Below are 24,151 nucleotides of genomic sequence, written 5' to 3'. Positions count from 1 at the left end.
ATCACCCCTAGTTCATATAGATCAAAATACAGCTCAGAACACTCAAAGAGCTATTATAGCACTATTTTAAAAAAGGACTTTATAATCATATTTAATCTTCTAGAAAACAAAAAAAGGTCGCTGTCAGCGAACCTTTATCTGCATTACGAATTCCAGCACATTCTCACTCTCATCACTTGTTGCTTATTTTCTCAGAATATCAATATACTCTTCTTTCTCGCGATCAGGCCCCGTATCAAGCTTCAAACGCAAGGATTTCGGGTGATCCAAAACATTACTGCTGAAGTAACTTATAAAGCCATCCTCACTGCCACTACCGCCAATCGAATTATTTTTCATTTCGTGTTTCCCAATCCGTGATGTCAACTCACTAGGCGTCTCTCCAAAAATTTCATTCCTGATCTCCCAATCGGTTTTTAATGCCTCGCTTAACGTAAATTCAACTACTATACTTAAAGGAGATAGCTCCACCTGTGCAAGATTCACTTCATGCCCGTCAATCAAAAAAGGCTGATTTAGAACTACTGTCTCGGTCTTCTGCTCCCAAAATTTCGAATCAATAGCGAAGCTCACCTTTAAACGATCAGAATAGCGCATGTCAGCTAGGTCCGTTCCCGTTTTTGGTTTTGCTAGCATTCCTGGGTCCACTGATGCAATCTGAAAATTCGCCACCAACTCTTTTGGAAATGCTTTATTCTTATCTAGTGGATAGATAGTTTTTCCGAGCCATGTATAAATACTATCCACAGCATGTAAACCCATCCCACCTCTACTCCCATTTTTATCCACTACACTCTGTCCCGTCACAGCATCTGTCAGCCATACACTATTCACATCGTAAATTTCCTGACCATCACTTGTATTCCCTGTATACAGCAGTATAATTTTATTTTCATCAGCGATTACAGCATTTAGAGTGATTTTATATCCGTTTTTCTCAGCACTCTTATTCACGATTTGCACATAATCGTTTCGAATAGCAGATTCTAACGTAAGGGCATCCACATCAGATTCAGCCAACTTTTTAAAAGGCTCCAGTACACCCCAATCACTTGATTCAATACTTGTAGAGGCTTGTTGAGGCATCCATTGGGTTGGATTAAAGAAGAGTAAACCTGCAATCAAAACAGATGCAGTCAGTACAGCCATAGCGCTTCTAGCGAGCACTAGCTTTTTTCCGCGCTTTTTACCTAGTTCGAGTCCTGCTTGAATGGCATAGATTTGTGCGGCTGCACTCTCTTGTTTTTGCTCCTGTGGGATTCGTTCAGCATCGATTAACATGGCAAGCTCCTCCTGACTACTCATGGTTCCAATCACCCCGATTCTTAATGATCATTCTTAACTGCTTGAGTCCTTTATGCTGCCATGTCTTGACCGTTCCTTCAGGTTTATCCAGAATGTTAGCGATTTCGCTTAAGGTCATATCGTTGTAGTATTTAAGCAGCAGCACATGGCGATACTTGGGCTTAACCTGTTCGAGTGCCCACAACATTTCCATCCGATGATGGCCAATGTGCGTAACCCGCTCACCGATTCTCTCGTCTACAAGTGGCATGGAACGTTTTCTGCGTCTTTGTTCATCTATACAGACATAAATCAGGATCCGAATGATCCATGATTTGAACGCTTTGGGATCCTTTAATGTTTTTCTTTTGATCCAGGCCCGGCAAGTCATTTCCTGCATCGCTTCAAGCGCATCATTCCGGTTACGCAAGTAGCTATAGGCAATACTGTATAGTTGTTCTCTATGTACTAATATGGAATCGTAGAAATCCGTCTCGCTAAGTGCATCAAGAATCGTTACTTTCTTCATTTCTGCATTAGTCATTGTCATATCCTTCCCTAGCCCCCTCTCCTAAACCTCTCATAGATTAAGACGGAGAAGGTTTAGAAACGGTTTTTTTTTGTATTAACTTTTTTGGGGCTGAGCACTTTAAGATTATAACATCCTATAAAAAATGAACGATAAATGTTATGATAGATAAAATTGGACATAATCAATAGTACGCACTTAAAAGTACCATAGGCACTAAAAAGTGCCCATACATTGGAGGCTATCATGACAACAACACCAACAACATCATCAACCGTCAAGAAAAAATATAATATTTCTGTTGAAGCCACACTCGAAGTCATCGGAGGAAAATGGAAATGCGTAATTCTTTGTCATTTAACGCATGGCAAAAAACGCACATCAGAATTGAAACAATTGATGCCAGGCATTACTCAAAAAATGTTGACACAGCAGCTTCGAGAGTTAGAGGCTGATGGAATCATCAACCGAATCGTATACAATCAGGTTCCGCCAAAAGTGGAATATGAGCTTAGCGAGTATGGGGATAGTTTAAGCGATATTTTGACTTCTCTCTGTAATTGGGGAGAACAACATATCATTAAGCAGTATGGCGATAAATATGCTGTTCTGGAGGACAACATTTTAAATAAATAATTAGTGGAACCTTAAGTTCACTCTTAATAAACCCCATCCATAATGGTTGGGGTTTTTTGATGATTATATTACGCCATCTCCACCAATAGCAGTTGCTGTAAATGATATGGGTCCAAATATATTTATAGGCAAGTCGCTATCATTCTGAATTACCAGTTCATAGTTGTGGATTCCAATATAAGGACCATCAACCCACTGAACATTTAATTGAATATCAGTAGTTGTAGTAAAACGAAAAAAGGAGCTATAAATATCGACTCCAGCACGTCGGATTAAAACAAGAAATTGGCTATCAGCAAGTGCAGTAAGACTAAAACTACCATTTAACTCGACTCTGCTGGAGAAAGAGGCCGGATTAGCCGGACTAATATTTACTTGCGTGGTGGCTAGACCCGCTCCAGCTCCAGGAATCCCAGCAACCGTTATAGCAGTAGTAAACGGGTCTAACGGGATTTTTGCCTGTGACCCATAACTTATAATTGTCGCCATTGTTCATCACTCCATTTCAAGGTTATAGATTAGTATATTGTGAATCCGCAATGATAGATTGGACTTAATTCCTGATGATTATAAACATTTAAGTTATACCTTTACTAGATTATAAAACCTGGTTCCTTCGAATATCACCCTCTAATTTCCACCTATTGACAAACTCACTCATCAGAATTACAATTACCCAAATATCATGAACAACGCTGACAAAGGGTAAGTAGACAACCGAACATGGACTTCAGAGAGCCGGTGGTTGCTGCGAACCGGTGTCCAGCGCTTGATCGAATGGCCTTTAGAGTTGCTCTTCCGAACCATCTTGCTTGGATGCTGTAGGAGAAGCCGGGGTTCCCGCCGTTATCAAGGGACCTGTATCCGAGATTATCTTTAACCCTCTTTCGTACAGGTAAGAGAAGATCGTAAAGCCAACGAAACGTATGGTAACACGATCAATTAAGGTGGTACCACGACAACTTCGTCCTTATTGGATGAGGTTTTTTTGTCATTTTAAGGAGGTGATGGCCATGGATGATGGCTGGTGGTGGCGATTCAATGTTAATCAGAAGCGACAAAACAGGAGGAATTTAAATGATAAAAGAACGTGTATTAACTGGAGATCGAGTGACTGGAAAGCTGCACCTTGGCCATTACGTGGGCAGCTTACAGAACCGAGTAACTCTACAGGAGCAATATGACACTTTTGTGTTTCTAGCAGATATTCAAGCCCTAACGACTCACTTTGATCGGCCTCAACACCTTGCTCAAAATTTGAATGAAATCACACTGGACTATTTATCAGCGGGTATTAATCCAGATAAAGCAACCCTATTTATTCAATCTATGGTTCCTGAGATCGCTGAGCTGACCGTCCTATTCTCCATGTTTGTTACTGTGAATTCGTTAAGGCATAATCCCACGATTAAAGCCGAATCGAAAAATTCCAGCTTAGATGAACTGTACTACGGTTTTCTTGGTTATCCAGTTAGCCAGGCTGCGGATATAACCTTTTGTAAAGCAACGATTATTCCTGTAGGAGAAGACCAGCTTCCCCATCTGGAGTTGACCCGCAAAATCGTACGTAGATTCAACGAGCTGTACAGCCCCATCCTTGTGGAGCCTAGAGCGCTCATCAGCGGGACGCCAAGACTAGTAGGAACAGACGGCAACGCTAAAATGAGTAAAAGCCTAGGCAATGCTATCGAGCTGGACTCTACAAAAGAAGAGATCACCTTCAAGATCCGTAAAGCCATAACCGATCCAGCCCGTGTTCATAAAAATGATCCTGGGCATCCAGATATTTGTCCCATTTATGCTTATCATCGTGCTGTTCGTTCACATGGCGCCCCAGAAATTCACGATAGCTGCGAAAGTGGCAGTATAAGCTGTTCTGCCTGTAAGCAGCTTATCACGGCAGCTCTAGACCAGCTAATTGAACCAATGCGTGAGCGGCGCTCCTATTATGCTGCCAGACCCAAGGTTGTTGAGGATATCTTATTATCCGGAACTAAGCGTGCCCGCGACATCGCTCAAGAAACGATGTCTGAAGTACGCGGGGCTATGGGCCTTAATTATTTTTCAAAGTAAAACTGATCTCTAAGGGCAATAAAAAAACGCCGGACTCTCTATTGAAGAGAGCGCCGGCTGTATTTATAAGAAAATATTATCTAATATGGATTTCCTCTTACAGCACCCAATTCCCTTTACGGAATACCGGCTCAATCGTACCATCCGCCAATTCTCCATCAATATCCAGCTCAGCAGAACCAATCATGAAATCGACATGCGTTAAGCTGACATTAGCGCCTCTTGCGACAAGCTCTTCATTCGTAAGCTTTGTGCCGCCTTCAATATTGACAGGATAAGCACTTCCCAATGCAAAATGGCAGGAGGCATTCTCATCAATCCCTGTATTGTAGAAAATCCTATTTAAGCGCGAGATGGGAGAATCATGCTGCACTAAAGCCACTTCTCCTAGATAGGATGCGCCTTCATCCGTTGCCAGCAGCGAAGTCAGATGCTCACGTCCGGATTCAGCTTCATATGCTACTACTTTTCCATCTTTAAAAGTGAATGAAAGTCCTTCTACCAGACGTCCGTTCAGATTCAAAGGAAGTGTACTTCTAACTGTACCATTCACACCTGTACGATGCGGCATGGAATAGATCTCTTCCGTTGGCATATTAGCCACGAAATACACGCCTTTATCATTCTCTCCGCCGCCTCCACGCCATAGATGTCCTTCCGGAAGCTCCACATGCAGATCCGTACCCGGAGCGCGGTAATGCAGGCTTTTATAACGCTTAGCGTTCATTCTATCCTGACTTTCTTTCAATTGACCGATATGTTCTCTCCATGCGGCAACCGGATCCTCGCTTCCTACACGATTCATCTGGAATACCGCTTCCCACATCGCTTCCACTCGATCTTCCTCAGGGAGATCGGCGAACACCTTGTTCGCCCAAGCGCGCGTTGGAGCCTTAACGAGAGACCAGCTAATTTTGCTATTACGAGTGTATTTAGAGTAGTTCTTACGAGCAACCGCTGCCGCTTTAACTGCTCTTGACACTTTGGAAGAATCAATGCCATTGAACAATTCCGGATCTGGTACTTTAATATGTAAGATGGCGCCGTTCTCTTCCGCAAACTTCTCCATCATTTCTGCTTGCCACTGTGGATAGTAATCAAAGGAATCTTCTGGAGCTTTTTCGTAACGAATACGTGTAGTCGCTTCATCTTCCCAATCAACAATTACATATTTTGCACCTGCTTCATAGGCTTTACCTACAATCAAGCGAGTAAGCTCTGCCGTTTCAATAGGTGCATGCACCATCAAAACTTGTCCAGGCTGTACATTTACCCCTACTTTTACAACCAGGTTCGCATATTTCTCTAACATGACATCAAAATCTTTCATGAATTCTCTTCCTCCATCTCTATGGTTGCTTTACTGTCGCACCAAAGCACCGGAGCTCCTTAACAGCAGACGGTCAGCTTCACTTCTTATTTTAACGCAAAATGCTTAGAGTTGCGATTCGATATAATAAAGCGGCCCCCATGAAAGGAACCGCTCACGTAAATCCTTATTTTTTATCCACTTGCAGCAACGTTACGGTCTTTAAAGAATAGGTATGCCTAATCTTGTCCTCAGAGATTACGTTAAGCTTGGTCAAACTTGCTACCTTCGCGGGATCTGATTTGGAGAGCATACGCCACACTTCAGGGTCTGATAAGGTTTCATATAGCTTGAGATCATCATATTCTTTGCGATTTTGCATCACAAGCTTCACTTTGTAGCTTCCGATTTCAGTCTCGGTGGCCCCCTGCTCACTGCAATAGCTTAGAATATCCTGCCGAAGCTCTGCCAGTTCTTTTTCGATTTCCTTGTGCTTTTGCTTTAGGCGATAATACTGCTGCACCTTTTTCTCCATCACTTCACGCTCCTCTATAGACATATGTATGCCGAAAGCGCTAAATAAATAAGTTGAGTTCCCTATCATAAAATTTTATAATGAGCCGGGAAAGCTAGTTTGCAGCAGACTACATTATTCCACAAAAACAATGATTCGGCAGGTGACTTATGTTTCATTCTTACTTTTTCCCCATTTCTTATGCCTTTATGTTGTTTCCTATAGCGGCATTGATCTTCACACTCCCATTTTTAATCGTCCAATACCGTAGACACGGCTACATCCATAAGCTTAGAGCTTTAATCTTATACTTATTGCTGCTCTATCTGATGAACGCTTATTTTCTCGTTTTGCTTCCGATGCCTTCCTCAAGACATAATATGGCACCTTTGGGAAGTATGATGCAGCTCGTCCCTCTTCAATTCATACAAGATATTATTGATGGTTCTAAGATCATACCTGATCAGATTTCAACGTATTGGTCGTTACTGCGTGAGCCTGCTTTTTTACAGGTGATATTTAACATCGCTTTGACCGTGCCGTTTGGATTGTTTCTGGGCTACTATTTTCGAACGCGCTGGGGAATGTGTATTCTCTTGTCTTTCATACTTTCGTTATCTTTTGAGGTCACTCAGGTTACAGGCATCTACGGCTTTTTTGATCATCCCTACCGTCTATTTGATGTTGATGATCTTATTACCAACACGCTGGGAGGAATCTTTGGATTCCGAATTGCGATCTGGATAAACGGGTTACTGCCACGTATAGAACAACTGGATACGAATATCGATCGTTCCGCCAAAAGAGTCTCCTATACCCGCAGAGGTATTGCCTTTTTCATCGATAGTATGGTGTGGATCATTGGGTTTGGTGTACTTTATGGATTCGATATAAAAAGTGCTTTCTGGATTGTAACAGGGATTTATTTCATCCTGATTCCAGTTTTCACTGGTGGGCGGACCTTAGGCAAATGGATTGTACGTATTCGGGTGACGAACAGAGGTCATCGGGCTTCTTTCTGGGCGCTTATGATCCGATATGGTCTGCTATATTGGGTAATACTTGGACTTCATGCTATTGTTATCGATTCTGATGTGACGGGGCTTCTATCTTCACCATTGAGAACGGTCGCTTATCTCTTTGTTCTACTGGTCGATTTAGTTTTCTTTACTCATTTAATCATTAAGGTATTCAAAAAAGATGACCAGCTAATCTATGAGAAATTAAGCCGAACCTCGCATGTTATTTCATGGCCTGAGAAAAAATTGCATACCGATGCCTCAAACAGCAGCTCTATAGAGGATTGAAAATCCTCCCATTTATATAGTATTTATACAACGGGATTTGTTATAGAATAGGAAGGTAAGAATTCTCAAAATTCAGGAGATGAATGAATGGAAACTACAAGTAGCTTACAGTTATCTAGAAGTCTTCCAGAAGAGCAGGGCATTTCCTCAGCCGCAATATCCAGCTTTATTGATGCAGTCGAGACGCAAAGCTTAGGTCTGCATAGCTTCATGCTTCTACGGCATGGGTATGTGGTCTCTGAAGGCTGGTGGTCTCCTTATAAGTCCGATCTACCACATATGCTATTTTCCCTTAGCAAAAGCTTCACCTCAACTGCAATCGGGTTTGCGGTTACAGAAAAGCTAATTACGCTTGACGATGCAGTCATCTCCTTCTTCCCTGAAGAGGCTCCTGCGACTATCACTGACAATCTATCCAACATGACAATCAGACATCTATTGATGATGGGTACCGGGCATGTCGTGGATACTATGGACACACTTCATAAAAGTGCAGACGGGAATTGGGTTAAAGCTTTCTTCTCAGTCCCAGTGGAGAAACAACCAGGTACACATTTTCTATATAATACCGGCGCCACTTACATGCTGTCCGCGATCCTTCAACGAGTTACTGGCCAAACACTGCTAGAATATCTAAAACCGCGTCTGTTCGCTCCGCTCGGTATTCACGGAGCAACTTGGCAGTCTTGTCCACGTGGAATTAACACGGGGGGATTTGGCTTAAGCATTACCACAGAGGATATCGCTAAATTCGGTCAGCTTTACTTACAAAAAGGGATCTGGAATAATCAACGAATCCTGCCTGAACAATGGATTAATGAGGCAACTTCCAAACACATTTCCAATGGCGAAGGCGATCATGACTGGGCGCTCGGATATGGTTATCAATTCTGGAGATGCCAACACAGAGCCTACCGCGCCGATGGCGCATTCGGACAACTCTGCGTTGTTCTTCCTGATCAGGATGCGGTAATTGCGATTACTGCCGCCACCCAAAGTATCCAGGGCATTTTGGATACAGTGTGGGAGCATTTACTACCCAACATGAAGGATGCCCCTCTTCCGGAGGACCAAGTATTAGTAAGTAATTTGGCAGACCAATTAAAAAACTTATCAATAGACCCTCCACAATTGCAGCAGTCATCTTCTCTAGAAGATCAAATTAATGGTATAACCTACACACTCGAGGATAACCAATTTTCACTAGCTACTATCTCTATTTCCTTCAACAATGATGAAGCTGAAGTTACTTTAATCACTAAGCTTGGTGAAAAGAATGTCATTCGAGTAGGCCGAGGACAATGGCTCGAAAGCTTTGCACTCATCCTGGAGCCTTTCATGAACCGGATTATGTCCAGCTTTACTTGGTCTGCAGAAGATCAGCTTCAGTTGTCCTTGCTATTTGTTGAAATGCCTTTCTTGATTACACTTGATATTAATATTCTAGAGAACATGTTAATCCTAAAGCAGCGGATTAATGTGAATATGGGACCGCTTGAATTCGATGATATCATCGGAAGAATACAATAGGTATAGTTAGTTAATAAAAGAAAGGCCGCTTTGTCCTGTGCAGGAACTTAGCGGCCTTATATCACTTTTTTTATTCCGAAAAATCAGCTAGCTTCAACATGACTGGGCAATGATCACTACCCATGATCTGACAATCAATTTGAGCATCCATTACATTAGGTGCAAGTCTGGAAGAAGCTAAGAAATAATCAATTCGCCAGCCCACATTCCGCTCTCTCACCTTCGGCATATAAGACCACCATGAATACACTCCCTCCAGCTCCGGGTGAAGATATCTGAATGTATCTATGAAGCCCGACTCTAACAGTGTGCTCATTTTCCCTCTCTCTTCATCCGTAAAACCGGAGTTCCCACGGTTAGCCTTTGCATTCTTGATATCAATATCTTCATGGGCAACGTTTAGGTCTCCACAGACAACAACTGGTTTATGCTTGTCCAGCTCTAAGAGATAATTACGGAAACGGTCCTCCCATTCCATTCTATACTCCAATCGGGACAGATCTCGTTTGGCATTAGGTGTATAGACATTGACCATATAGAAATGTTCGAACTCTAATGTAATGATCCGCCCTTCTTCTTCTTCATCTTCTTCCATCCCATATCTCGCAGAGATTGGCTTGATTTTGGTGAATATTGCCGTACCGGAATATCCCTTTTTCACTGCGTAATTCCAGTATTGTTCGTATTCTTCACCATGCTCCAGTGTAATTTGCCCTTCTTGAAGCTTAGTCTCTTGAACACAGAAGATATCAGCATCTACTTCTTTGAAATAGTCATTAAACCCTTTTTTAACACATGCCCGAAGGCCATTAACATTCCATGATACCAGCTTTATCATCGGCTTTTCTCCTTGCATTTTGCTATAATTATTCTCAGTTTATCATAGTTTTATATCCTAATCATTCAACATCCATGATACAATAACAAAATTGACTCTATCTAAATATTATTTAATACGTGAGGTAAAGAAACTTATGAATGCACCAACACTATTACGAGGGTTTAACTTTTTGTATTTTGCGTTGCTGGCTATGTTCATTCCTTTTCTGCCAGTCTATCTAGGTGAGCAAGGTCTTAATCCGGCGCAAATTGGATTCATTATTGGTACTGGAGGGTTTGTTACTATTATTGCTCAACCCTTATGGGGGATGATCAGTGACAAAACAAGAACGATCCGCAAAGTGCTGTTAATTCTGTTGTTATGTTCTGCGGTGACCGGATACTTTTTATTCGATTCAAGCAGCTACGTGCGACTTATTCTTTTTGCGATGCTGCTCTATTTCTTCTTAATGCCTATCGATCCGCTAGCTGAGAGCCTAAATTTCCGTATCTCTGAAGCAGCTGGAATTAGCTATGGTTCAATACGTACATACGGAGCGTTGGGGTACGGTGTTATGGCCCTACTCACAGGTTATGTGATGAGTTATTTCGGTTCACAAGGGATGGCCTTGCTGTTCGTCGCGATTAGTCTTACAAGCTTTGTGGTCAGCTGGTTCATGCCAGATGCTCCGGTGACCGGTAAACCGGTCACACTAGATAGCCTGAAGCATTTTCTTAGTAACAAAGAAACACTGCTATTCCTCGTACTCATCTTTATTAGCTCCGTTCCCGCACGAATGAACGATACCTTCCTTGGGGTATATATTCGCGAGCTTGGAGGCAGTCCTGAATTAGTTGGTCAATCGTTCTTTATCGCCGCAATGAGTGAAATTATTGTGTTTGCCTTAAGCTTTTGGTGGCTTCGCAAAGGAAAAGAGCTAATCATCATTTCGATTTCTGGAGCCTTTTATTTTCTTCGGTTCTTTATTTCGGCCTGGATTTCTGATCCGCATTTATTAGCCTATCTACAGATTCTACAAATCCTAACCTTCCCGGTATTCTACTCCGCAGCTATTCAGTATCTATATAGTATTGTGCCTGTGGAATGGCGCGCTACGGGTCAAACTGTTTTGGCGCTACTGTTCTTCGGTGTATCAGGTATTCTCGCTTCTTATGCTGGTGGAGCATTATATGAAGCCTTTGGCGGTAAGGTCCTCTACTTAACAATTTCCGTGATGTCATTTATCGGTATGCTGTTCGGATTGATATTGTACAGAATCTATGGTAGTAAACACACCAATAAAAAGAATATAGCCACTCATTAATCTTTCAACAATTAAACGGGTATGTCCCATAGCCTTGTAGACGGCTACCGGACATGCCCGTTTTCTATGAATAAGTATCGTAGTGTCCGTGAAATCAATCTCCTTGTCCCCTATCAAAAAGTGCTAATTCCCCGTGTCATTCGCTCTCCCATCAATAGATTTATCGCATAGTATATCCTATCAAAAGAAAAGGAGGTCGTTACTATGGCCATCGTATTACCGCTTCAATTGTTTGTTTTAGAACCTGTCATTGGCAAATCATATTATGAAAACCTTGCAGGTGGTATTAATGCTGCAGTTACAGTAAACAATATTTCGGACCATCCGGTACAACTAGTATTAACCCGTGTGAATGCTCCAGTTATCACTTACACGATTCCAGCATTCAATAGTCTTACACTGCAAGTTCATGCACTGTTGGTTGCAGCACTCTTAAGCACTGCTGCAGGTACTACATTTGGATTTATTGAAATCTCAACATCAGATTTCTAATAGATTCATTTCACAATGCTCTCTAAAGCATCTCTAGCTGATAGTTCAGCTAGAGATGCTTTTCTATGAACTTCTACCTAAGTCATTCATTCTTTATGTTGCTCCATAAGCTGCTTCAGTTTGATTTCAGTATTTGAATCTGCGGCAGGCGTATAAATACTACAACGTAAATCTGTACTGCCTTGAACCTGTAGTGAGGTTAAATGAAATAACATTTTCCCTGCTTTGGCATGTCTGAATTCCAATAGCACATCTGGAGCAGAGCTAACACGACTTTGTTCCCATATTTCATTAAACGCTGGATGCAGTCCCTTTAATTCCTCGATAAATTCATCGTACCAACGATCCTCTACATATTGTCCGTAATACGCTCTAAAGATGGATAGATATCCACTTACGAATTGTTCCCAATTTACGGCTAAACGTCTGAATTCCTTGCGAACAAATAGCAAACGAATCATATTTCTCTCCTCGATGGGCAGTTTGGAGAAATCTAGAAACACATGTGCTGCAGCCTCATTCCAACCTACAATCCCGCAACGTCGGTCTGAAATAATCGTAGGACAAGTCTTAAGCTCCTGTAAAATTTTCTGCAAAGAAGGACTAATTATTGAGGATTCCTCTTGCTGAAATAGACCATTCCCTGTTCCAGTCTCTAGTGCTAGTGCAAAAAGATACTTCCGCTCATCACTAGTTAACTTTAAGGCAGTTGCAATACAGTCCAGAACAGACGAAGATACTTTAATATCCCTGCCCTGTTCTAGCCACGTATACCAGGTGCTGCTTACCCCTGCTAGCTGTGCAACTTCTTCTCTGCGAAGTCCAGGTGTTCTCCTGCGAGTGCCTTCTGGCAGTCCAACAGAGCCGGGTGAGATCGCAGCACGGCGTGCTTTTAAGAAATCTGATAATGCCTGCAATCTCGTCTGATTAGCCATACGCTTCCTCTCCTCTCTGTTACATTCTTTAGTATAGTACAAATTATACTAGGATAAACGCTAACTTGTAATAGGATAAAATAAGTGGAAAAATACCTATATACACTTCTTGAGGAGGTTCACTATGGAACGCGTAGTTATTACAGGTATGGGTCTAATCTCACCCCTTGGAAATACAATAGAGAAATTTTGGGATCGTCTAGTTTCTGGTGAGTCGGGTATTTCCCCAATCACTTCATTTGATACCTCTAACTTTAAGACAAAGATTGCGGGAATCGTGCATGATTTCGATGCGGAGGCCAGATTTGGCCGCAAAGAAGCACGCAGAATGGATAGATTTAGTCAGTTCGCCCTCGCAGCCGCTGAAGATGCCTGGACACATTCCGGTCTACAGCTTGATAAGATTGACAAGGAACGTCTCGGAGTTTATGTAGGATCCGGTGTTGGTGGAATTCAGACCTTGATGGAGCAAGGGAGTGTCCTAAAGGGGCGTGGACCAGATCGGGTCAGCCCTACTTTAATTCCCATGATGATCTCCAATATGGCTGCGGCGATGATCAGCATTAAATTAGGAGCCTTGGGTCCTACAATGTCTCCAGTAACTGCCTGCTCTATTGGAAATACGGCAATCGGCGAAGCCTTCCGGTTGATCCGTTATGGAGGTGCCGACATCGTAATTGCTGGTGGATCAGAAGCAGCCATTACCGAAATCTCTTTAGCCAGTTTCGGCAATGCCACCTCCTTATCCACTCGAAATGAGGAGCCGATTAAGGCGAGTCGGCCTTTTGACGGGGAACGTGACGGATTTGTTATCGGTGAAGGTGGCGGAATAGTTATTCTGGAGTCACTTTCTCATGCGCAGCGTAGAAACGCCAAGATTCACGGAGAGGTTATCGGTTATGGTGCCAGCTCTGATGCCTATCATATGGTCGCCACCCATCCAGAAGGAATTGGCGCTTATCAAGCGATGAAGCTGGCCCTGAATGAAGCTAATCTCCAGCCCGAAGAGGTAGATGTAATTAGTGCTCATGCCACAAGTACAGTTGTAGGTGACCGCTCCGAGACCCTTGCGATAAAGAAGTTATTCGGTGATCAGGCCTACCAGATTCCCGTAACCGCTAATAAGTCCATGACTGGACACGCCTTAGGGGCGGCCGGTGGCCTAGAAGCCATTGCCCTAATTAAGAGCATTCAAGAAGGAATCATCCCGCCTACCCTTAATCAGAAGGTCAAAGATTCCATCTGTGATCTGGATTATGTCCCGAACATTGCGCGAAAATCTGATCTTACTATAGGTATGTCTAACTCCTTTGGTTTCGGCGGGCATAATGCTGTCATTGTGATTCGAAAGTTTGAAGATTGACCACTCATCCATAAAACGGGGTTCCATATTAGTCATTCTCAGGACTAAGTGGAACCCCGTTTCTACTGCCAATTTCAAAAAAAATCTATTATTCCATCGTTGATACATGGCTCCCCCAGATAGAGATACCTTCCTTGGAAACCGCAGTAAACGTCATAACGTTACTAGCTGTTGCTTCATTCCACACTTTCAGGAATACCCCATTATAAGTAGAACCGTCAATGGTAAGCTCCGCAGTATGATCATCGATAAGCTTCCATTTCCCCTTTACCGCTCCTTTGATCTTACCGCTTTTAGTTAATTCGATCCGCTCCGACTGCACGATATCAGCCGTAATGTCTTTGTTATGGTTTACATATTTATATTCGCCTGAAATTTGCTCTTTCGTGTATTTCTCTATGCTCTCTCCGCCATAGCGGTGCGGGGCTACCACCGGCCAGCCCTCACTGTTCATAAACATCTGATGAACTCTTACCTCATGCTTTTCTCCACGATTCGGGAAGCGTGTATGAAAGATCAGATAATACTTGCCATTCTCTTTATCATAAAACGCTGAGTTATGACCTGGTGATACATATCCTTCTCCACTCACTGGCAGCTCGTCATCCGTATTTAGGAATTCGAAATTCCCCATTAGCTTCACTCCGTAAGGAGCATATGCCGGATCATCGAACAATACCGTAGGAGATCCTTGTGCATTAATCATATCCTGACCCTCAGAATCTTCGAAAGGTCCATCGGGCGCCTTTGAACGAGCTACACGGATGTTATATCCACCGTCTGCAGCCAGACCACCGTAGGATAGGAACAGATAGTAGTAATCCGTTTCCGGACTGTATAGCATATATGGAGCTTCTATCCGAGCATGATTCGCACCCAGGAGCTTTTTGCCATAACCTTGATCTGGTAGCGGGAAGCCTGTATTAGCATCTAGTTCCATAATAAAAATACCACCGGAGTACGAGCCATAGACCATCCACAGCTTCCCTTCTTTATCAAAGAACACGTCCGGATCAACTACATTCGGCTTTTGAGTGGCATCATATATTTCTCCATCATCACCCTTACCCATCATACCTGACTTCAGAATGACGCCCTTATTCTTATAAGGTCCCTCAATATTGTCCGACACAGCTATGCCGAGTGCAGACAACGGGGAATCCCCTTTACAAGCATTATAATACATATAGTATTTGCCATCCGCCAATTGGATAACATCGGGTGCCCATAAGGTATCCGTCTGTGCCCATTTTAATGCTTCCGCAAACTCCTCTTTGACATTAGGAATGAGTACGTTTCCTTCTACCACCCCTGAGGACAGCTGAGTCCAAGACATCAGATCATTTGATTTAGCAGATGCTAAATGAGAACCGAATACATAGTATTTATTATCTGCCATAATAATCGACGGATCATGTACAGATACATTTTTGAAGATTGGCTGCGCAGAGTCAGCTGCGTTATTTGTGTCGATGGAACTGGCTGATTTGTCATTGCACGCGGTTACTGCTAATAATGAAACACTGATCATTGTAGTTATAATTGCTTTTCTCATCGTTATACCCCCTATGTATGCCTTTTCATTTTGAAACGAAAACGAACAATAGTCAATCCTTTTATTTAATTAAGTTCGTATTAATTCATGTTTATTTAAATAATAGTGAACATTCATGCACAAAAAAAACGCCAAGCCATCGAAATGGCCTGACGTTTCCTTTTATATTTTCCGAAGAATAATCTGTTTAATTAGCGCCTTCTTGTACCAAAACCGGCTCTGGATAAGCGTTCTTAAGCACACGTTGTCTATTCTTAACAACTGCCGGCGGTTCCACCTTAGGAGCCATCGGATGCATTAGCCAAGACTTCACCATATGGGTATCCGAAACCTTATACATTGGAGGCTCTTTCTCCATATCGATTTGCATAGCGTAAGTGCTACGTAGTGCAAAAGCATCGCCCTTAGGCGGTTTGATCAAATCTGGAGGCGTACCAGGAATAGCTGTTAGCAAAGAACCTTTGCTCTCTAGACTTGGCATGGAAGCTAACAAGCCCCAAGTATATGGGTGTCTTGGATCGTAGAAGATCTCTTCCGCTGTTCCCATTTCAACAATTTGTCCGGCATACATTACAGCTACACGATCTGCCATTCTTGCTACAACCCCGAGATCATGGGTGATAAAAATAATAGCCGTATCAATCTTCTTCTGCAATTCCTTCATCAAATCAAGGATTTGTGCTTGGATGGTTACGTCGAGCGCAGTAGTCGGCTCATCCGCAATCAGAAGTTTAGGGTTCGCAGCAAGTGCCATTGCAATAACAACACGTTGACGCATACCACCACTGAATTCATGTGGATATTGATTGAAGCGACGTTCTGGAGAAGGAATACCTACAAGATTGAGAAGCTCAATCCCACGTTTATTCGCATCAGCCTTGGAGATGTTCTCATGTTTAAGCAGCACTTCAGTAATTTGTCTGCCGACCTTCATCATTGGGTTCAGAGAGGTCATCGGATCTTGGAAGATCATACCGATCTCTTTACCGCGGATTTTCTGCATCTGCTTCTCTGTCTTGCCAATCAAATCTTGTCCATCGAACAGAATCTGTCCGCGTTTATATTCTCCTGGTGGTGTAGGAACTAGCTTCATAACCGCTTGTGAGGTTACACTTTTACCAGAACCTGACTCCCCAACAATCGCTAGAGTTTCACCTTTATCTACATGGAAGCTAACACCACGGATCGCTTGTACCTCTCCGCCATGTGTTTTGAATGATATCGCTAAGTCTTTTACCTCTAAAAGGCGCTCCATCTTGTCACCCTCTCATTTCCTCGTCAATTATGATAATGATTCTCAGCATGTTGTAAGCAATAAGTATTATTTTATCTAGTTTTAAGGGTTCTAGTCAAGATTTTTCTGAAAAAAATACGGCGAACCTCACACTTTAGTACTAGATCTAATTATTGCGTGCTCAATAGGTGTGATAGTTCCACTTTAAAATACGCAAATCAGAGAATAAGGAAGAACTACTAGGTACTGCTAAATATAATAAATGGTATGGAAGGAATACTGCCATGATTCTAAAGCCCACTATCAAAATATACACGAATAATACAACCAAAGCAAAAGTTACATGGTTATGTGATCAGTAAGTAATGCTTATTATGCATAAATGATCATGAAACAAACGTAGTATCGACAGCGGCTATAGCAAACTTACAGTATCCATATGTACACTCAGCCGTTCAAATATAAGAATTCTCCCCTACTGTTGCTCAGCCTCCCTATCTTTCATATTGTAGTTGTGTCAAAAATATGTTAATTCATGAACCGCTTCCAGCCCTCAAGCAGATTATCATGCGCCCACTTCAGGTGGCCCTGGCTATCGTACTTACGCGAATAACACTCGATGAAGTAAATTAAGTCGATATATAAGTCGTAGAGTTTTTTACGGGCACATTCATTTGGACTGTCGAAACTATCTCCGTAACCTCTGCAGAAATGCTCTGAATTCTCAATATAGCGAAAATAATATTCCATAAGGGGATCGCCCCAAAGTGCCCGTTCCCAATCAATCAATGCAACAATGCGCCCCTCTCGCACAAACACATTGCCATCCCATAAATCCCAATGTATTAGACGAGGCTCAACGACTGCGTCCATAACATGTAAGCGACTTTTGATCTCTGCCTCAACAGATTCTAACGGAATGGGCATTTCTACCTTTAAACGACGTGCATCTTCAAGCAGGTTCATTATCAAATGCTTAAAAGTTTCCCGCCATGAAGTCCCTTTTACGGGTGTGGACGCACTAAATAATCCGAAACGCTCCCCAGGAATTTCATTAATTAAACGGGAATAACGACCTAACTCTTCCTCAATACTCATTCTCTGCTGCGAACTTAGCTCTTCCTTAATTTCATTATAAGGCTGGCCAACTATTTTCTCCATGAAAAAAAACTCACTTGAAATCATTTTTTTACTGTTATCATAAGCGTATACCTCTGGCACAGGTACTGTCCCATTTGACTTCATCAGTCGCATCGCCGCAACCTCTACAGACATAATATCATGCTCGTAACTAAGGGTGTCTGCTTCAGCTGACGGTGCTATCTTAAGAATCATGTCTCTTCCATCTGATAATAAAAGGTCATATGCTGCGTTAAAATAGCCACCTGTCAGTTCAGTACTTCGCTGAATGCTCACATGACTTCCAAAAGTAGCACCTACCAAATCACTCTGTTGCTCTGTCGTTAATTTTGTTTTAGTAAAGCTCTCCAAGATCTCACCACCATAATGAAATAAGTATCAAATAATAAACAACCCTTCTCCATTTGATTGAAAATTGTTAAAATTAGAACAAACGAGTCTCATTAGCCCGCTTTTCATGAAAGAGAGGAAACGATTAACATGATTATTAAACCTAGAACACGCGGCTTTATTTGTACTACCGCACATCCGCAAGGTTGCGCTCGTCAAGTAGAGCGGCAAATCGAATATATCCAGACACAACCCGAAATCAAAGGACCACGCAAGGTGCTTGTCATTGGCGCCTCAACAGGATATGGCCTCGCCTCACGGATTACAGCCGCCTTTGGGGCTGGAGCCAGTACAGTAGGCGTCTACCGCCAGAGCAGCAGCAACGGAGCCCGTACAGCCTCTGCTGGATGGTACAATTCAGCAGCCTTTGAGGAACTTGCAGAGAAAGCTGGACTTCAATCCTACAGCGTAACCGGTGATGCCTTCTCCAAAGAGACTAAGGATAGAACCATACAGCTGATTCGCAGTGAATTGGGACAAGTTGATCTAGTCATCTACAGCGTTGCTTCTGCCCGTCGAACAGATCCTGTGACGGGTGAAGTTTATAACTCCGTAATTAAACCTATAGGCGATACCTACACGAATAAAACCGTAAACTTTCATACGGGTGAAGTCAGTCAAATTTCTATTGAGCCCGCTACAGACAAAGAAATCAATGATACTATTCGAGTGATGGGTGGTGACGATTGGCAGCTTTGGATGGAAGCACTTCATCAAGCCGGAGCTTTGGCCGATCATGCTACCACCATCGCATTCTCATATATCGGGCCGGAGATCACCCAGTCTGTATATCGGAAGGGAACGATTGGACGTGCAAAAGATCATCTAGAATTAACAGCACACACTCTTAACACTCAACTATCAAGTATAAACGGTCGAGCCTATGTAGCAGTTACGAAAGGACTGGTCACACAGTCTAGCTCAGCAATTCCTGTCGTCCCCCTATACACTTCTGCGCTATACAAAGTCATGAAAGAGAAAGAACTTCATGAAGGTTGTATTGAACAAACCTATCGGTTGTTTGCAGAACGTCTTTATGCGATGGAAGGGACTCCTGTGGATGAAGAAGGGCGTATCCGAATCGATGACTGGGAGATGTCCCCGGATGTACAGAATCAAGTGGCTCAAATCTGGGAAGAACTCACGACAAACAATATCTACGAATTGACAGATCTAGAAAGCTACAAACAAGAGTTCTTCCAGTTATTTGGATTTGAGACCGAGGGTGTAGATTATGAAGCTGAGACTGATCCAGACGTAGCGCTTATCAATCAGCGGTAAACAACAATACATTATGTTGGTAACTATTTTCTAGCAGAGGTTAGTGGTTGCTCAAGTGCATACAATTCTTCTTCAATGGAAATCATCTTTTGCTCAATCACTTTACGGGCATCTGCCAGTGCCTGATTAAAAATATGAGGTGAGAGTTCTTTGAGCATAAAATCAAGAAGATTCTCACTTGCTAATTGGCCAATTTCGCTAGATAGCTCCGTTTCAAAATAATCCTGAATACTGGATGTAACTTGTAGTTTGTGTTCTCTCTGTATTTTTATCGGCTGCATGATCGTCCTCCAATTTGTATGGGTTAAATTTCGGATTATTAATACAGGAAAAATGACGTGCTTACGCACGTCATTTTTTATATTCTATGCCCTTAATCTAAACCCACCACATTTCTGCTAGTGGCTCCTCAATTAATACTTGTTGAAGATTACTTACCGCTTTGGAGAAGCCTTCTTCCACAGACATCAATCCATCTTCATGCTCAATACTGACCACATAATCGTATCCTACCAAACGAAGAGCGCTCATAATATCAGCCCAAGTCTTAAGATCATGTCCAAAACCAACCGAACGGAACTGCCATGCACGGTCAAGCATTTTGGTATAGGATTGCATATCTGTTAAGCCATGCATATTAACATTGACTGGATCAATAACTGTATCTTTGGCGTGAAAATGATGGATTGCGCCTTGGCGTCCCAATATATGAATCGCCTGCACCGGATCAATTCCTTGCCACCACATATGGCTCGGATCAAGGTTTGCTCCGATTACCTCACCCGCAGCTTCTCTCAAACGCAGTAAAGTACCCGGTGTGTGAACAGAGAATCCGCCGTGCAGCTCAAGACCAACCTTCACATCATGCTCTGCGGCAAAGGCTCCCCATTCAGTCCAGTAAGGGATCACTTTATTCTCCCATTGCCAATCCAGAATTTCTTGATAATCATTTGGCCATGGAGCTACCGGCCAGTTCGGATACTTGGCACCCTCATGATCACCTGGACAACCAGAAAACGTATTAACGACTGGAACACCTAGCTTCTGCGCCAATTTGACCGAGTTCACAAAATCCTCATGATCCTTCTGGGCAAGCTCTTTTTGTGGGTGTAGGGGATTACCGTGACAGCTCAGTGCACTGATCGTTAATCCACGGGATTCCACAGCATGTTTGAATTCTCTCAATGCTGCCTCATTCTCGAGAAGCATCTTAGGATCACAATGACTGTTACCAGGATTGCCTCCTGTACCAATCTCTACCGCCTTTAGACCTTTGGACGCTACATAATCAAGAGCATCCTCCAGCTTGCGACCCCCAAACAAGACCATAAATACTCCAAGTTTCATTGTAAGTCACCTCTTTTGCAAATAGTTTACTTACCTTCACCATACATATCGAAGTCTTTGAGCACTTGATTCTTCTCAGCAGATTCAAAAATAGCCTCAATCAAATTCTGAACACGCATGACTTCAGCATTCTTAACAATGGGTTCAGCTGTCCCCTCAATTACGGCTGCGAAATTGTCATAGAAGCTAGAACCTAGCTCCGCAGGTTGAGGTAAAGCTTCTGTAATCGTAGCCCCTTCCGAAGGAGGCGCCATCGTTTTAGTTAATCCGACACCTGCACGGATAGGCTTAGGCTCGATCTTTTCGCCTTCATTGTTTCTGGTTACTAAACGTCCAGTTAAAGACCAATCTTCGATAATACCCGTTCCTTCAATACCCTTCACATACCATCTAGGCAGCGTAATAAAGTTAGTTGTCCCAACCTCAACGATAGCTTTTATTCCATTCTCAAATTGCAGGATGGCTTCAAAGCCATCATCTACATCATTGCCTAGAATAAAGCTCAGACTGCTGCTCACACTGATGACTTTGCTATCGATCATAAATAAGAGCTGATCTAATAAATGAACGCCCCAATCCAGCAGCATTCCTCCACCTTGTGCCTTGACATGGCGCCAGTCTCCTGGAATACCATTCGCTCCGTGTACGCGAGATTCAAGCTGGAACAATGAACCAATGGTCTCTTGATCATACATTTTTTTGATCGTTAAGAAATCCTCATCCCACCGTCTGTTCTGATGTACCATGAACACACGTCCTGCTGCATCTGCAGCAGCCAGCATTTCTTGAAGCTCTACCTTCGACATAGCGACCGGCTTCTCACAAATAACATGTTTGCCAGCTTGTAGCGCACGTACAGCGATTACTTTGTGTACATCGTTTGGTGTCGCAATAAGAACAATCTCAACTGCAGGATCTGCTAATACTTCTTCATAACTTTCATATACCTTGTAACCAGCATTAATGGAGTCCGCACGACGTGCTTCAAGCAAGTCGTATGTCCCTACCACTTCAAGGGAGTTAGTCTCCTTAATTAATTTCGCGTGATAACTTCCCATTCCACCAAAGCCAACGATGACTACGGAATGTATCTTTGAGCTCATGACTTCCACTCCTACTTCCCTATTAATTATCTGATGTGCCGTCAAAATACACAGCGCGACCTGTACGTGAAGATTCATAAATAGCTTCCAAGATTTGAGTAACAACGAGGGCCTGCTCAGGTTTAACTACAGGTTCCTTGTCTTCTCTAACCGCCTCAAGCCACAAGCGAGCTTCACGATCAGATTCATTTTCCTGTCCTCCATCAAAGAACGCTACTCCACCAGCAGACAAGTCTACTTTGGTCTCATACAGACGTCCACCACGGTCACCGTTTAGGCGCAGACCATCCTTCATATCTGCACCACCTTCTGTACCTGCAAGAAGCGTCTGAGCTTCTCGATACTCAGATACATTTAGTGCCCAGCTAGATTCAAGTACAATTGTAGCACCATTTTCCATGGTAATAAATCCAAAAGCTGAATCTTCTACCTTAAATTGCTCAGGATCCCAAGGACCAAAGGCATTTCCAGCGTTCTTTCGGTTACTCAGTTTATGGAAAGACGAGCCCATAACACTGCGTGGTTTATAATTATCCATCATCCATAAAGTAAGATCAAGTGCATGCGTACCGATATCGATCAGTGGGCCGCCGCCTTGCTTTTCTTCATCCAGGAACACCCCCCAAGTAGGAACCGCACGACGACGAAGGGCAATTGCTTTTGCATAATAGATTTCACCTAGTTCGCCGTTTTCGCAGAGTGCTTTAAGGTATTCACTATCCGAACGATAACGGTTCTGGTAAGCGACAGACAACTTCATCCCCGTACGCTTCGCAGCATCCAACATTTCTTGTGCTTGGGCAGTGGTTTTAGCCATTGGTTTCTCGCACATTACATGGTTACCTGCTTCCAATGCAGCGATAGTAATCACGGAGTGACTGTCATTTGGTGTACATACATGAACAATATCAAATCCGCCAGCTTTCAAAAGCTCAGTGTAATCTGTATAAACAGCAGCGCCTTCAGCGCCATAAGTCTGAGCGGCTTTCTGTGCACGTTCTTCAACGATATCGCAGAAAGCTACCATTTCAGCATCCTTCTGACGTGACAAACTTGGCATATGTTTTCCATTTGCGATACCACCGCAACCTACAATAGCAATTTTCAACTTATTAGACATTAACTTTTCCTCCTTGATTTGCGTATGCTTTTACCCATTTCAAACTATCTTCTACACTTTCTAATGGTGAACGACTGCAGAAATCCTGCTCTACTACCGCCCACTCCACATTCGCCTGTACAGCTGCATTTAAAATTGCAGTAAGGTTCACTTCACCTTCACCTAGTACTACAGTTTCTGGAGAGCCGTCTTCATTTTTCTTCAAATCCTTCAGATGGATGATCGGCAGTCGACCTGCGTATTTATTGATATATTCAACTGGATCATAGCCTGCATGATGTACCCAGCAAGTATCCATTTCCACTTGCAACAGGTCAGCCGGCACCTCTTCAAACAATCCATCAAAAGCAGTACGGTCACTATCACCATATTTATCTGTTAACTCGAAATCATGATTGTGATACAGAAGTACTGCTCCGCCCGCTTTGCACTTTTCTCCAATAACCTTCAAATTCGCGGCAACCTCTTCATAGTTGCGTTGTTCTTCTGACAAATAAGGAACAATCAAATATGGATTTCCAATCTCAAGATTGTAAGAGATTTCTGCTTCTGTATCATTCAACAATGCGTCATATGGACGATGTGCGCCGAGCGCGACCAGTCCAAGCTCATTTAGCAATTGTTTAACTTCTGCTGCGGTGCGGCCGAAATAGTGGAAAAACTCTACGCCTTTATATCCAAGGGCTGCTACCTTACGCAGTGTCCCTTCAAAATCCTGTTCCAGTTCTTCTCTAAGCGTGTACAATTGCAGACCTATCTTCAGCATTTTCTAATCACTCCAATGGGTTTAGGGTTAGCTTACTAATTCATTTAAACTTCTTTCTGCTGCTCGTCCCCAAAGAGATCAACAGCAGCAATCACTTGA

The 24,151-nt window shown here is 42.8% G+C and carries 23 protein-coding genes and 1 other annotated feature; of the genes, 8 read left to right on the top strand and 15 right to left on the bottom strand.

Annotated features, from left to right (window positions below; all coding sequences use genetic code 11):
- Positions 1-183 precede the first annotated feature (183 nt).
- Entirely contained in the window at positions 184-1,305 is a 1,122-nt protein-coding gene (locus tag CA600_RS01840) for a DUF4179 domain-containing protein (RefSeq protein ID WP_094868631.1), read from the bottom strand.
- Positions 1,298-1,834, bottom strand: a complete 537-nt coding sequence (locus tag CA600_RS01835; protein WP_094868630.1) for a sigma-70 family RNA polymerase sigma factor — start codon at positions 1,832-1,834, stop codon at positions 1,298-1,300. Before CA600_RS01835 ends, CA600_RS01840 begins: the two co-directional genes overlap by 8 nt.
- Positions 1,835-2,059: 225 nt before the next feature.
- Between CA600_RS01835 and CA600_RS01830 the strand changes: the two genes are divergently transcribed.
- Positions 2,060-2,449, top strand: coding sequence for a winged helix-turn-helix transcriptional regulator (locus CA600_RS01830; RefSeq protein ID WP_094868629.1), 390 nt, complete (start codon positions 2,060-2,062; stop codon positions 2,447-2,449).
- A gap of 63 nt (positions 2,450-2,512) precedes the next feature.
- On the opposite strand, the gene CA600_RS01825 is transcribed toward CA600_RS01830, so the two are convergent.
- On the bottom strand, positions 2,513-2,938 hold the full coding sequence (locus tag CA600_RS01825; RefSeq protein WP_094868628.1) for a hypothetical protein: 426 nt from the start codon (positions 2,936-2,938) through the stop codon (positions 2,513-2,515).
- A gap of 197 nt (positions 2,939-3,135) precedes the next feature.
- Positions 3,136-3,424 (top strand) — a binding site (T-box leader).
- 102 nt (positions 3,425-3,526) lie between these two features.
- Here CA600_RS01825 and trpS point away from each other — a divergent pair.
- Entirely contained in the window at positions 3,527-4,522 is a 996-nt protein-coding gene (trpS, locus tag CA600_RS01820) for a tryptophan--tRNA ligase (RefSeq protein ID WP_094868627.1), read from the top strand.
- Between the two features lie 97 nt (positions 4,523-4,619).
- Here trpS and CA600_RS01815 read toward each other — a convergent pair whose 3' ends face one another.
- Entirely contained in the window at positions 4,620-5,852 is a 1,233-nt protein-coding gene (locus tag CA600_RS01815; RefSeq protein WP_094868626.1) for an aminopeptidase, read from the bottom strand.
- A gap of 166 nt (positions 5,853-6,018) precedes the next feature.
- Entirely contained in the window at positions 6,019-6,366 is a 348-nt protein-coding gene (locus CA600_RS01810) for a hypothetical protein (RefSeq protein WP_094868625.1), read from the bottom strand.
- A 149-nt stretch (positions 6,367-6,515) separates the two neighbouring features.
- Between CA600_RS01810 and CA600_RS01805 the strand changes: the two genes are divergently transcribed.
- Positions 6,516-7,652, top strand: coding sequence for a VanZ family protein (locus CA600_RS01805; RefSeq protein WP_094868624.1), 1,137 nt, complete (start codon positions 6,516-6,518; stop codon positions 7,650-7,652).
- 87 nt (positions 7,653-7,739) lie between these two features.
- Entirely contained in the window at positions 7,740-9,182 is a 1,443-nt protein-coding gene (locus CA600_RS01800; protein WP_094868623.1) for a serine hydrolase domain-containing protein, read from the top strand.
- A 70-nt stretch (positions 9,183-9,252) separates the two neighbouring features.
- On the opposite strand, the gene CA600_RS01795 is transcribed toward CA600_RS01800, so the two are convergent.
- Positions 9,253-10,017 (bottom strand): exodeoxyribonuclease III, encoded by a 765-nt coding sequence (locus tag CA600_RS01795; protein WP_094868665.1) that lies wholly within the window; start codon positions 10,015-10,017, stop codon positions 9,253-9,255.
- 139 nt (positions 10,018-10,156) lie between these two features.
- Here CA600_RS01795 and CA600_RS01790 point away from each other — a divergent pair, with 139 nt between their 5' ends.
- Entirely contained in the window at positions 10,157-11,326 is a 1,170-nt protein-coding gene (locus CA600_RS01790; RefSeq protein WP_094868622.1) for an MFS transporter, read from the top strand.
- A gap of 204 nt (positions 11,327-11,530) precedes the next feature.
- Complete coding sequence (locus CA600_RS01785; RefSeq protein WP_094868621.1) at positions 11,531-11,818, top strand: hypothetical protein; 288 nt, start codon at positions 11,531-11,533, stop codon at positions 11,816-11,818.
- 86 nt (positions 11,819-11,904) lie between these two features.
- Here CA600_RS01785 and CA600_RS01780 read toward each other — a convergent pair whose 3' ends face one another.
- A complete protein-coding gene (locus CA600_RS01780) occupies positions 11,905-12,753 on the bottom strand; it encodes a helix-turn-helix transcriptional regulator (protein WP_094868620.1) in 849 nt (282 codons plus the stop codon).
- 124 nt (positions 12,754-12,877) lie between these two features.
- Here CA600_RS01780 and fabF point away from each other — a divergent pair, with 124 nt between their 5' ends.
- Positions 12,878-14,116, top strand: a complete 1,239-nt coding sequence (fabF, locus tag CA600_RS01775) for a beta-ketoacyl-ACP synthase II (RefSeq protein ID WP_094868619.1) — start codon at positions 12,878-12,880, stop codon at positions 14,114-14,116.
- A gap of 88 nt (positions 14,117-14,204) precedes the next feature.
- Here fabF and CA600_RS01770 read toward each other — a convergent pair whose 3' ends face one another.
- The 3 genes from CA600_RS01770 to CA600_RS01760 all read right to left on the bottom strand — a co-directional run bounded on the left by CA600_RS01770 (position 14,205) and on the right by CA600_RS01760 (position 18,396).
- Positions 14,205-15,671 (bottom strand): glycoside hydrolase family 43 protein, encoded by a 1,467-nt coding sequence (locus CA600_RS01770; protein ID WP_094868618.1) that lies wholly within the window; start codon positions 15,669-15,671, stop codon positions 14,205-14,207.
- Positions 15,672-15,858: 187 nt separating this feature from the next.
- Positions 15,859-16,926, bottom strand: a complete 1,068-nt coding sequence (locus CA600_RS01765; protein WP_042187548.1) for an ABC transporter ATP-binding protein — start codon at positions 16,924-16,926, stop codon at positions 15,859-15,861.
- 507 nt (positions 16,927-17,433) lie between these two features.
- Entirely contained in the window at positions 17,434-18,396 is a 963-nt protein-coding gene (locus CA600_RS01760; RefSeq protein ID WP_094868617.1) for a phosphotransferase family protein, read from the bottom strand.
- A gap of 129 nt (positions 18,397-18,525) precedes the next feature.
- Here CA600_RS01760 and fabV point away from each other — a divergent pair, with 129 nt between their 5' ends.
- The gene (gene fabV / locus CA600_RS01755; protein WP_094868616.1) at positions 18,526-19,716 is read left to right on the top strand and encodes an enoyl-ACP reductase FabV; all 1,191 of its coding nucleotides are present in this window, start codon (positions 18,526-18,528) and stop codon (positions 19,714-19,716) included.
- A 23-nt stretch (positions 19,717-19,739) separates the two neighbouring features.
- Here fabV and CA600_RS01750 read toward each other — a convergent pair whose 3' ends face one another.
- From CA600_RS01750 to CA600_RS01730, 5 genes are all read right to left on the bottom strand, one after another.
- Positions 19,740-19,997 (bottom strand): DUF2164 domain-containing protein, encoded by a 258-nt coding sequence (locus tag CA600_RS01750; protein WP_094868615.1) that lies wholly within the window; start codon positions 19,995-19,997, stop codon positions 19,740-19,742.
- Between the two features lie 97 nt (positions 19,998-20,094).
- On the bottom strand, positions 20,095-21,063 hold the full coding sequence (locus CA600_RS01745) for a sugar phosphate isomerase/epimerase family protein (protein ID WP_094868614.1): 969 nt from the start codon (positions 21,061-21,063) through the stop codon (positions 20,095-20,097).
- Positions 21,064-21,089: 26 nt separating this feature from the next.
- The gene (locus CA600_RS01740) at positions 21,090-22,166 is read right to left on the bottom strand and encodes a Gfo/Idh/MocA family protein (RefSeq protein WP_094868613.1); all 1,077 of its coding nucleotides are present in this window, start codon (positions 22,164-22,166) and stop codon (positions 21,090-21,092) included.
- A 22-nt stretch (positions 22,167-22,188) separates the two neighbouring features.
- Positions 22,189-23,286, bottom strand: coding sequence for a Gfo/Idh/MocA family protein (locus CA600_RS01735; protein WP_094868612.1), 1,098 nt, complete (start codon positions 23,284-23,286; stop codon positions 22,189-22,191).
- Positions 23,279-24,052 carry a sugar phosphate isomerase/epimerase family protein gene (locus tag CA600_RS01730; RefSeq protein ID WP_094868611.1) on the bottom strand — a complete coding sequence of 258 codons (774 nt, stop codon included), beginning with the start codon at positions 24,050-24,052 and terminating at the stop codon, positions 23,279-23,281. Before CA600_RS01730 ends, CA600_RS01735 begins: the two co-directional genes overlap by 8 nt.
- Positions 24,053-24,151 lie beyond the last annotated feature (99 nt).

The sequence above is a fragment of the Paenibacillus sp. VTT E-133280 genome (assembly GCF_002264385.1).
Classification (GTDB): Bacteria; Bacillota; Bacilli; order Paenibacillales; family Paenibacillaceae; genus Paenibacillus_AQ; species Paenibacillus_AQ nitricinens.
This window is presented reverse-complemented; position numbering and strand designations above follow the sequence as displayed.

Coding starts and splice junctions, on each gene's coding strand:
- CA600_RS01840 (WP_094868631.1), bottom strand. CDS start 1,305: ATGAGTAGTCAGGAGGAGCTTGCCATGTTAATCGATGCTGAACGAATC.
- CA600_RS01835 (WP_094868630.1), bottom strand. CDS start 1,834: ATGACAATGACTAATGCAGAAATGAAGAAAGTAACGATTCTTGATGCA.
- CA600_RS01830 (WP_094868629.1), top strand. CDS start 2,060: ATGACAACAACACCAACAACATCATCAACCGTCAAGAAAAAATATAAT.
- CA600_RS01825 (WP_094868628.1), bottom strand. CDS start 2,938: ATGGCGACAATTATAAGTTATGGGTCACAGGCAAAAATCCCGTTAGAC.
- trpS (WP_094868627.1), top strand. CDS start 3,527: ATGATAAAAGAACGTGTATTAACTGGAGATCGAGTGACTGGAAAGCTG.
- CA600_RS01815 (WP_094868626.1), bottom strand. CDS start 5,852: ATGAAAGATTTTGATGTCATGTTAGAGAAATATGCGAACCTGGTTGTA.
- CA600_RS01810 (WP_094868625.1), bottom strand. CDS start 6,366: ATGGAGAAAAAGGTGCAGCAGTATTATCGCCTAAAGCAAAAGCACAAG.
- CA600_RS01805 (WP_094868624.1), top strand. CDS start 6,516: ATGTTTCATTCTTACTTTTTCCCCATTTCTTATGCCTTTATGTTGTTT.
- CA600_RS01800 (WP_094868623.1), top strand. CDS start 7,740: ATGGAAACTACAAGTAGCTTACAGTTATCTAGAAGTCTTCCAGAAGAG.
- CA600_RS01790 (WP_094868622.1), top strand. CDS start 10,157: ATGAATGCACCAACACTATTACGAGGGTTTAACTTTTTGTATTTTGCG.
- CA600_RS01785 (WP_094868621.1), top strand. CDS start 11,531: ATGGCCATCGTATTACCGCTTCAATTGTTTGTTTTAGAACCTGTCATT.
- CA600_RS01780 (WP_094868620.1), bottom strand. CDS start 12,753: ATGGCTAATCAGACGAGATTGCAGGCATTATCAGATTTCTTAAAAGCA.
- fabF (WP_094868619.1), top strand. CDS start 12,878: ATGGAACGCGTAGTTATTACAGGTATGGGTCTAATCTCACCCCTTGGA.
- CA600_RS01770 (WP_094868618.1), bottom strand. CDS start 15,671: ATGAGAAAAGCAATTATAACTACAATGATCAGTGTTTCATTATTAGCA.
- CA600_RS01765 (WP_042187548.1), bottom strand. CDS start 16,926: ATGGAGCGCCTTTTAGAGGTAAAAGACTTAGCGATATCATTCAAAACA.
- fabV (WP_094868616.1), top strand. CDS start 18,526: ATGATTATTAAACCTAGAACACGCGGCTTTATTTGTACTACCGCACAT.
- CA600_RS01750 (WP_094868615.1), bottom strand. CDS start 19,997: ATGCAGCCGATAAAAATACAGAGAGAACACAAACTACAAGTTACATCC.
- CA600_RS01745 (WP_094868614.1), bottom strand. CDS start 21,063: ATGAAACTTGGAGTATTTATGGTCTTGTTTGGGGGTCGCAAGCTGGAG.
- CA600_RS01740 (WP_094868613.1), bottom strand. CDS start 22,166: ATGAGCTCAAAGATACATTCCGTAGTCATCGTTGGCTTTGGTGGAATG.
- CA600_RS01735 (WP_094868612.1), bottom strand. CDS start 23,286: ATGTCTAATAAGTTGAAAATTGCTATTGTAGGTTGCGGTGGTATCGCA.
- CA600_RS01730 (WP_094868611.1), bottom strand. CDS start 24,052: ATGCTGAAGATAGGTCTGCAATTGTACACGCTTAGAGAAGAACTGGAA.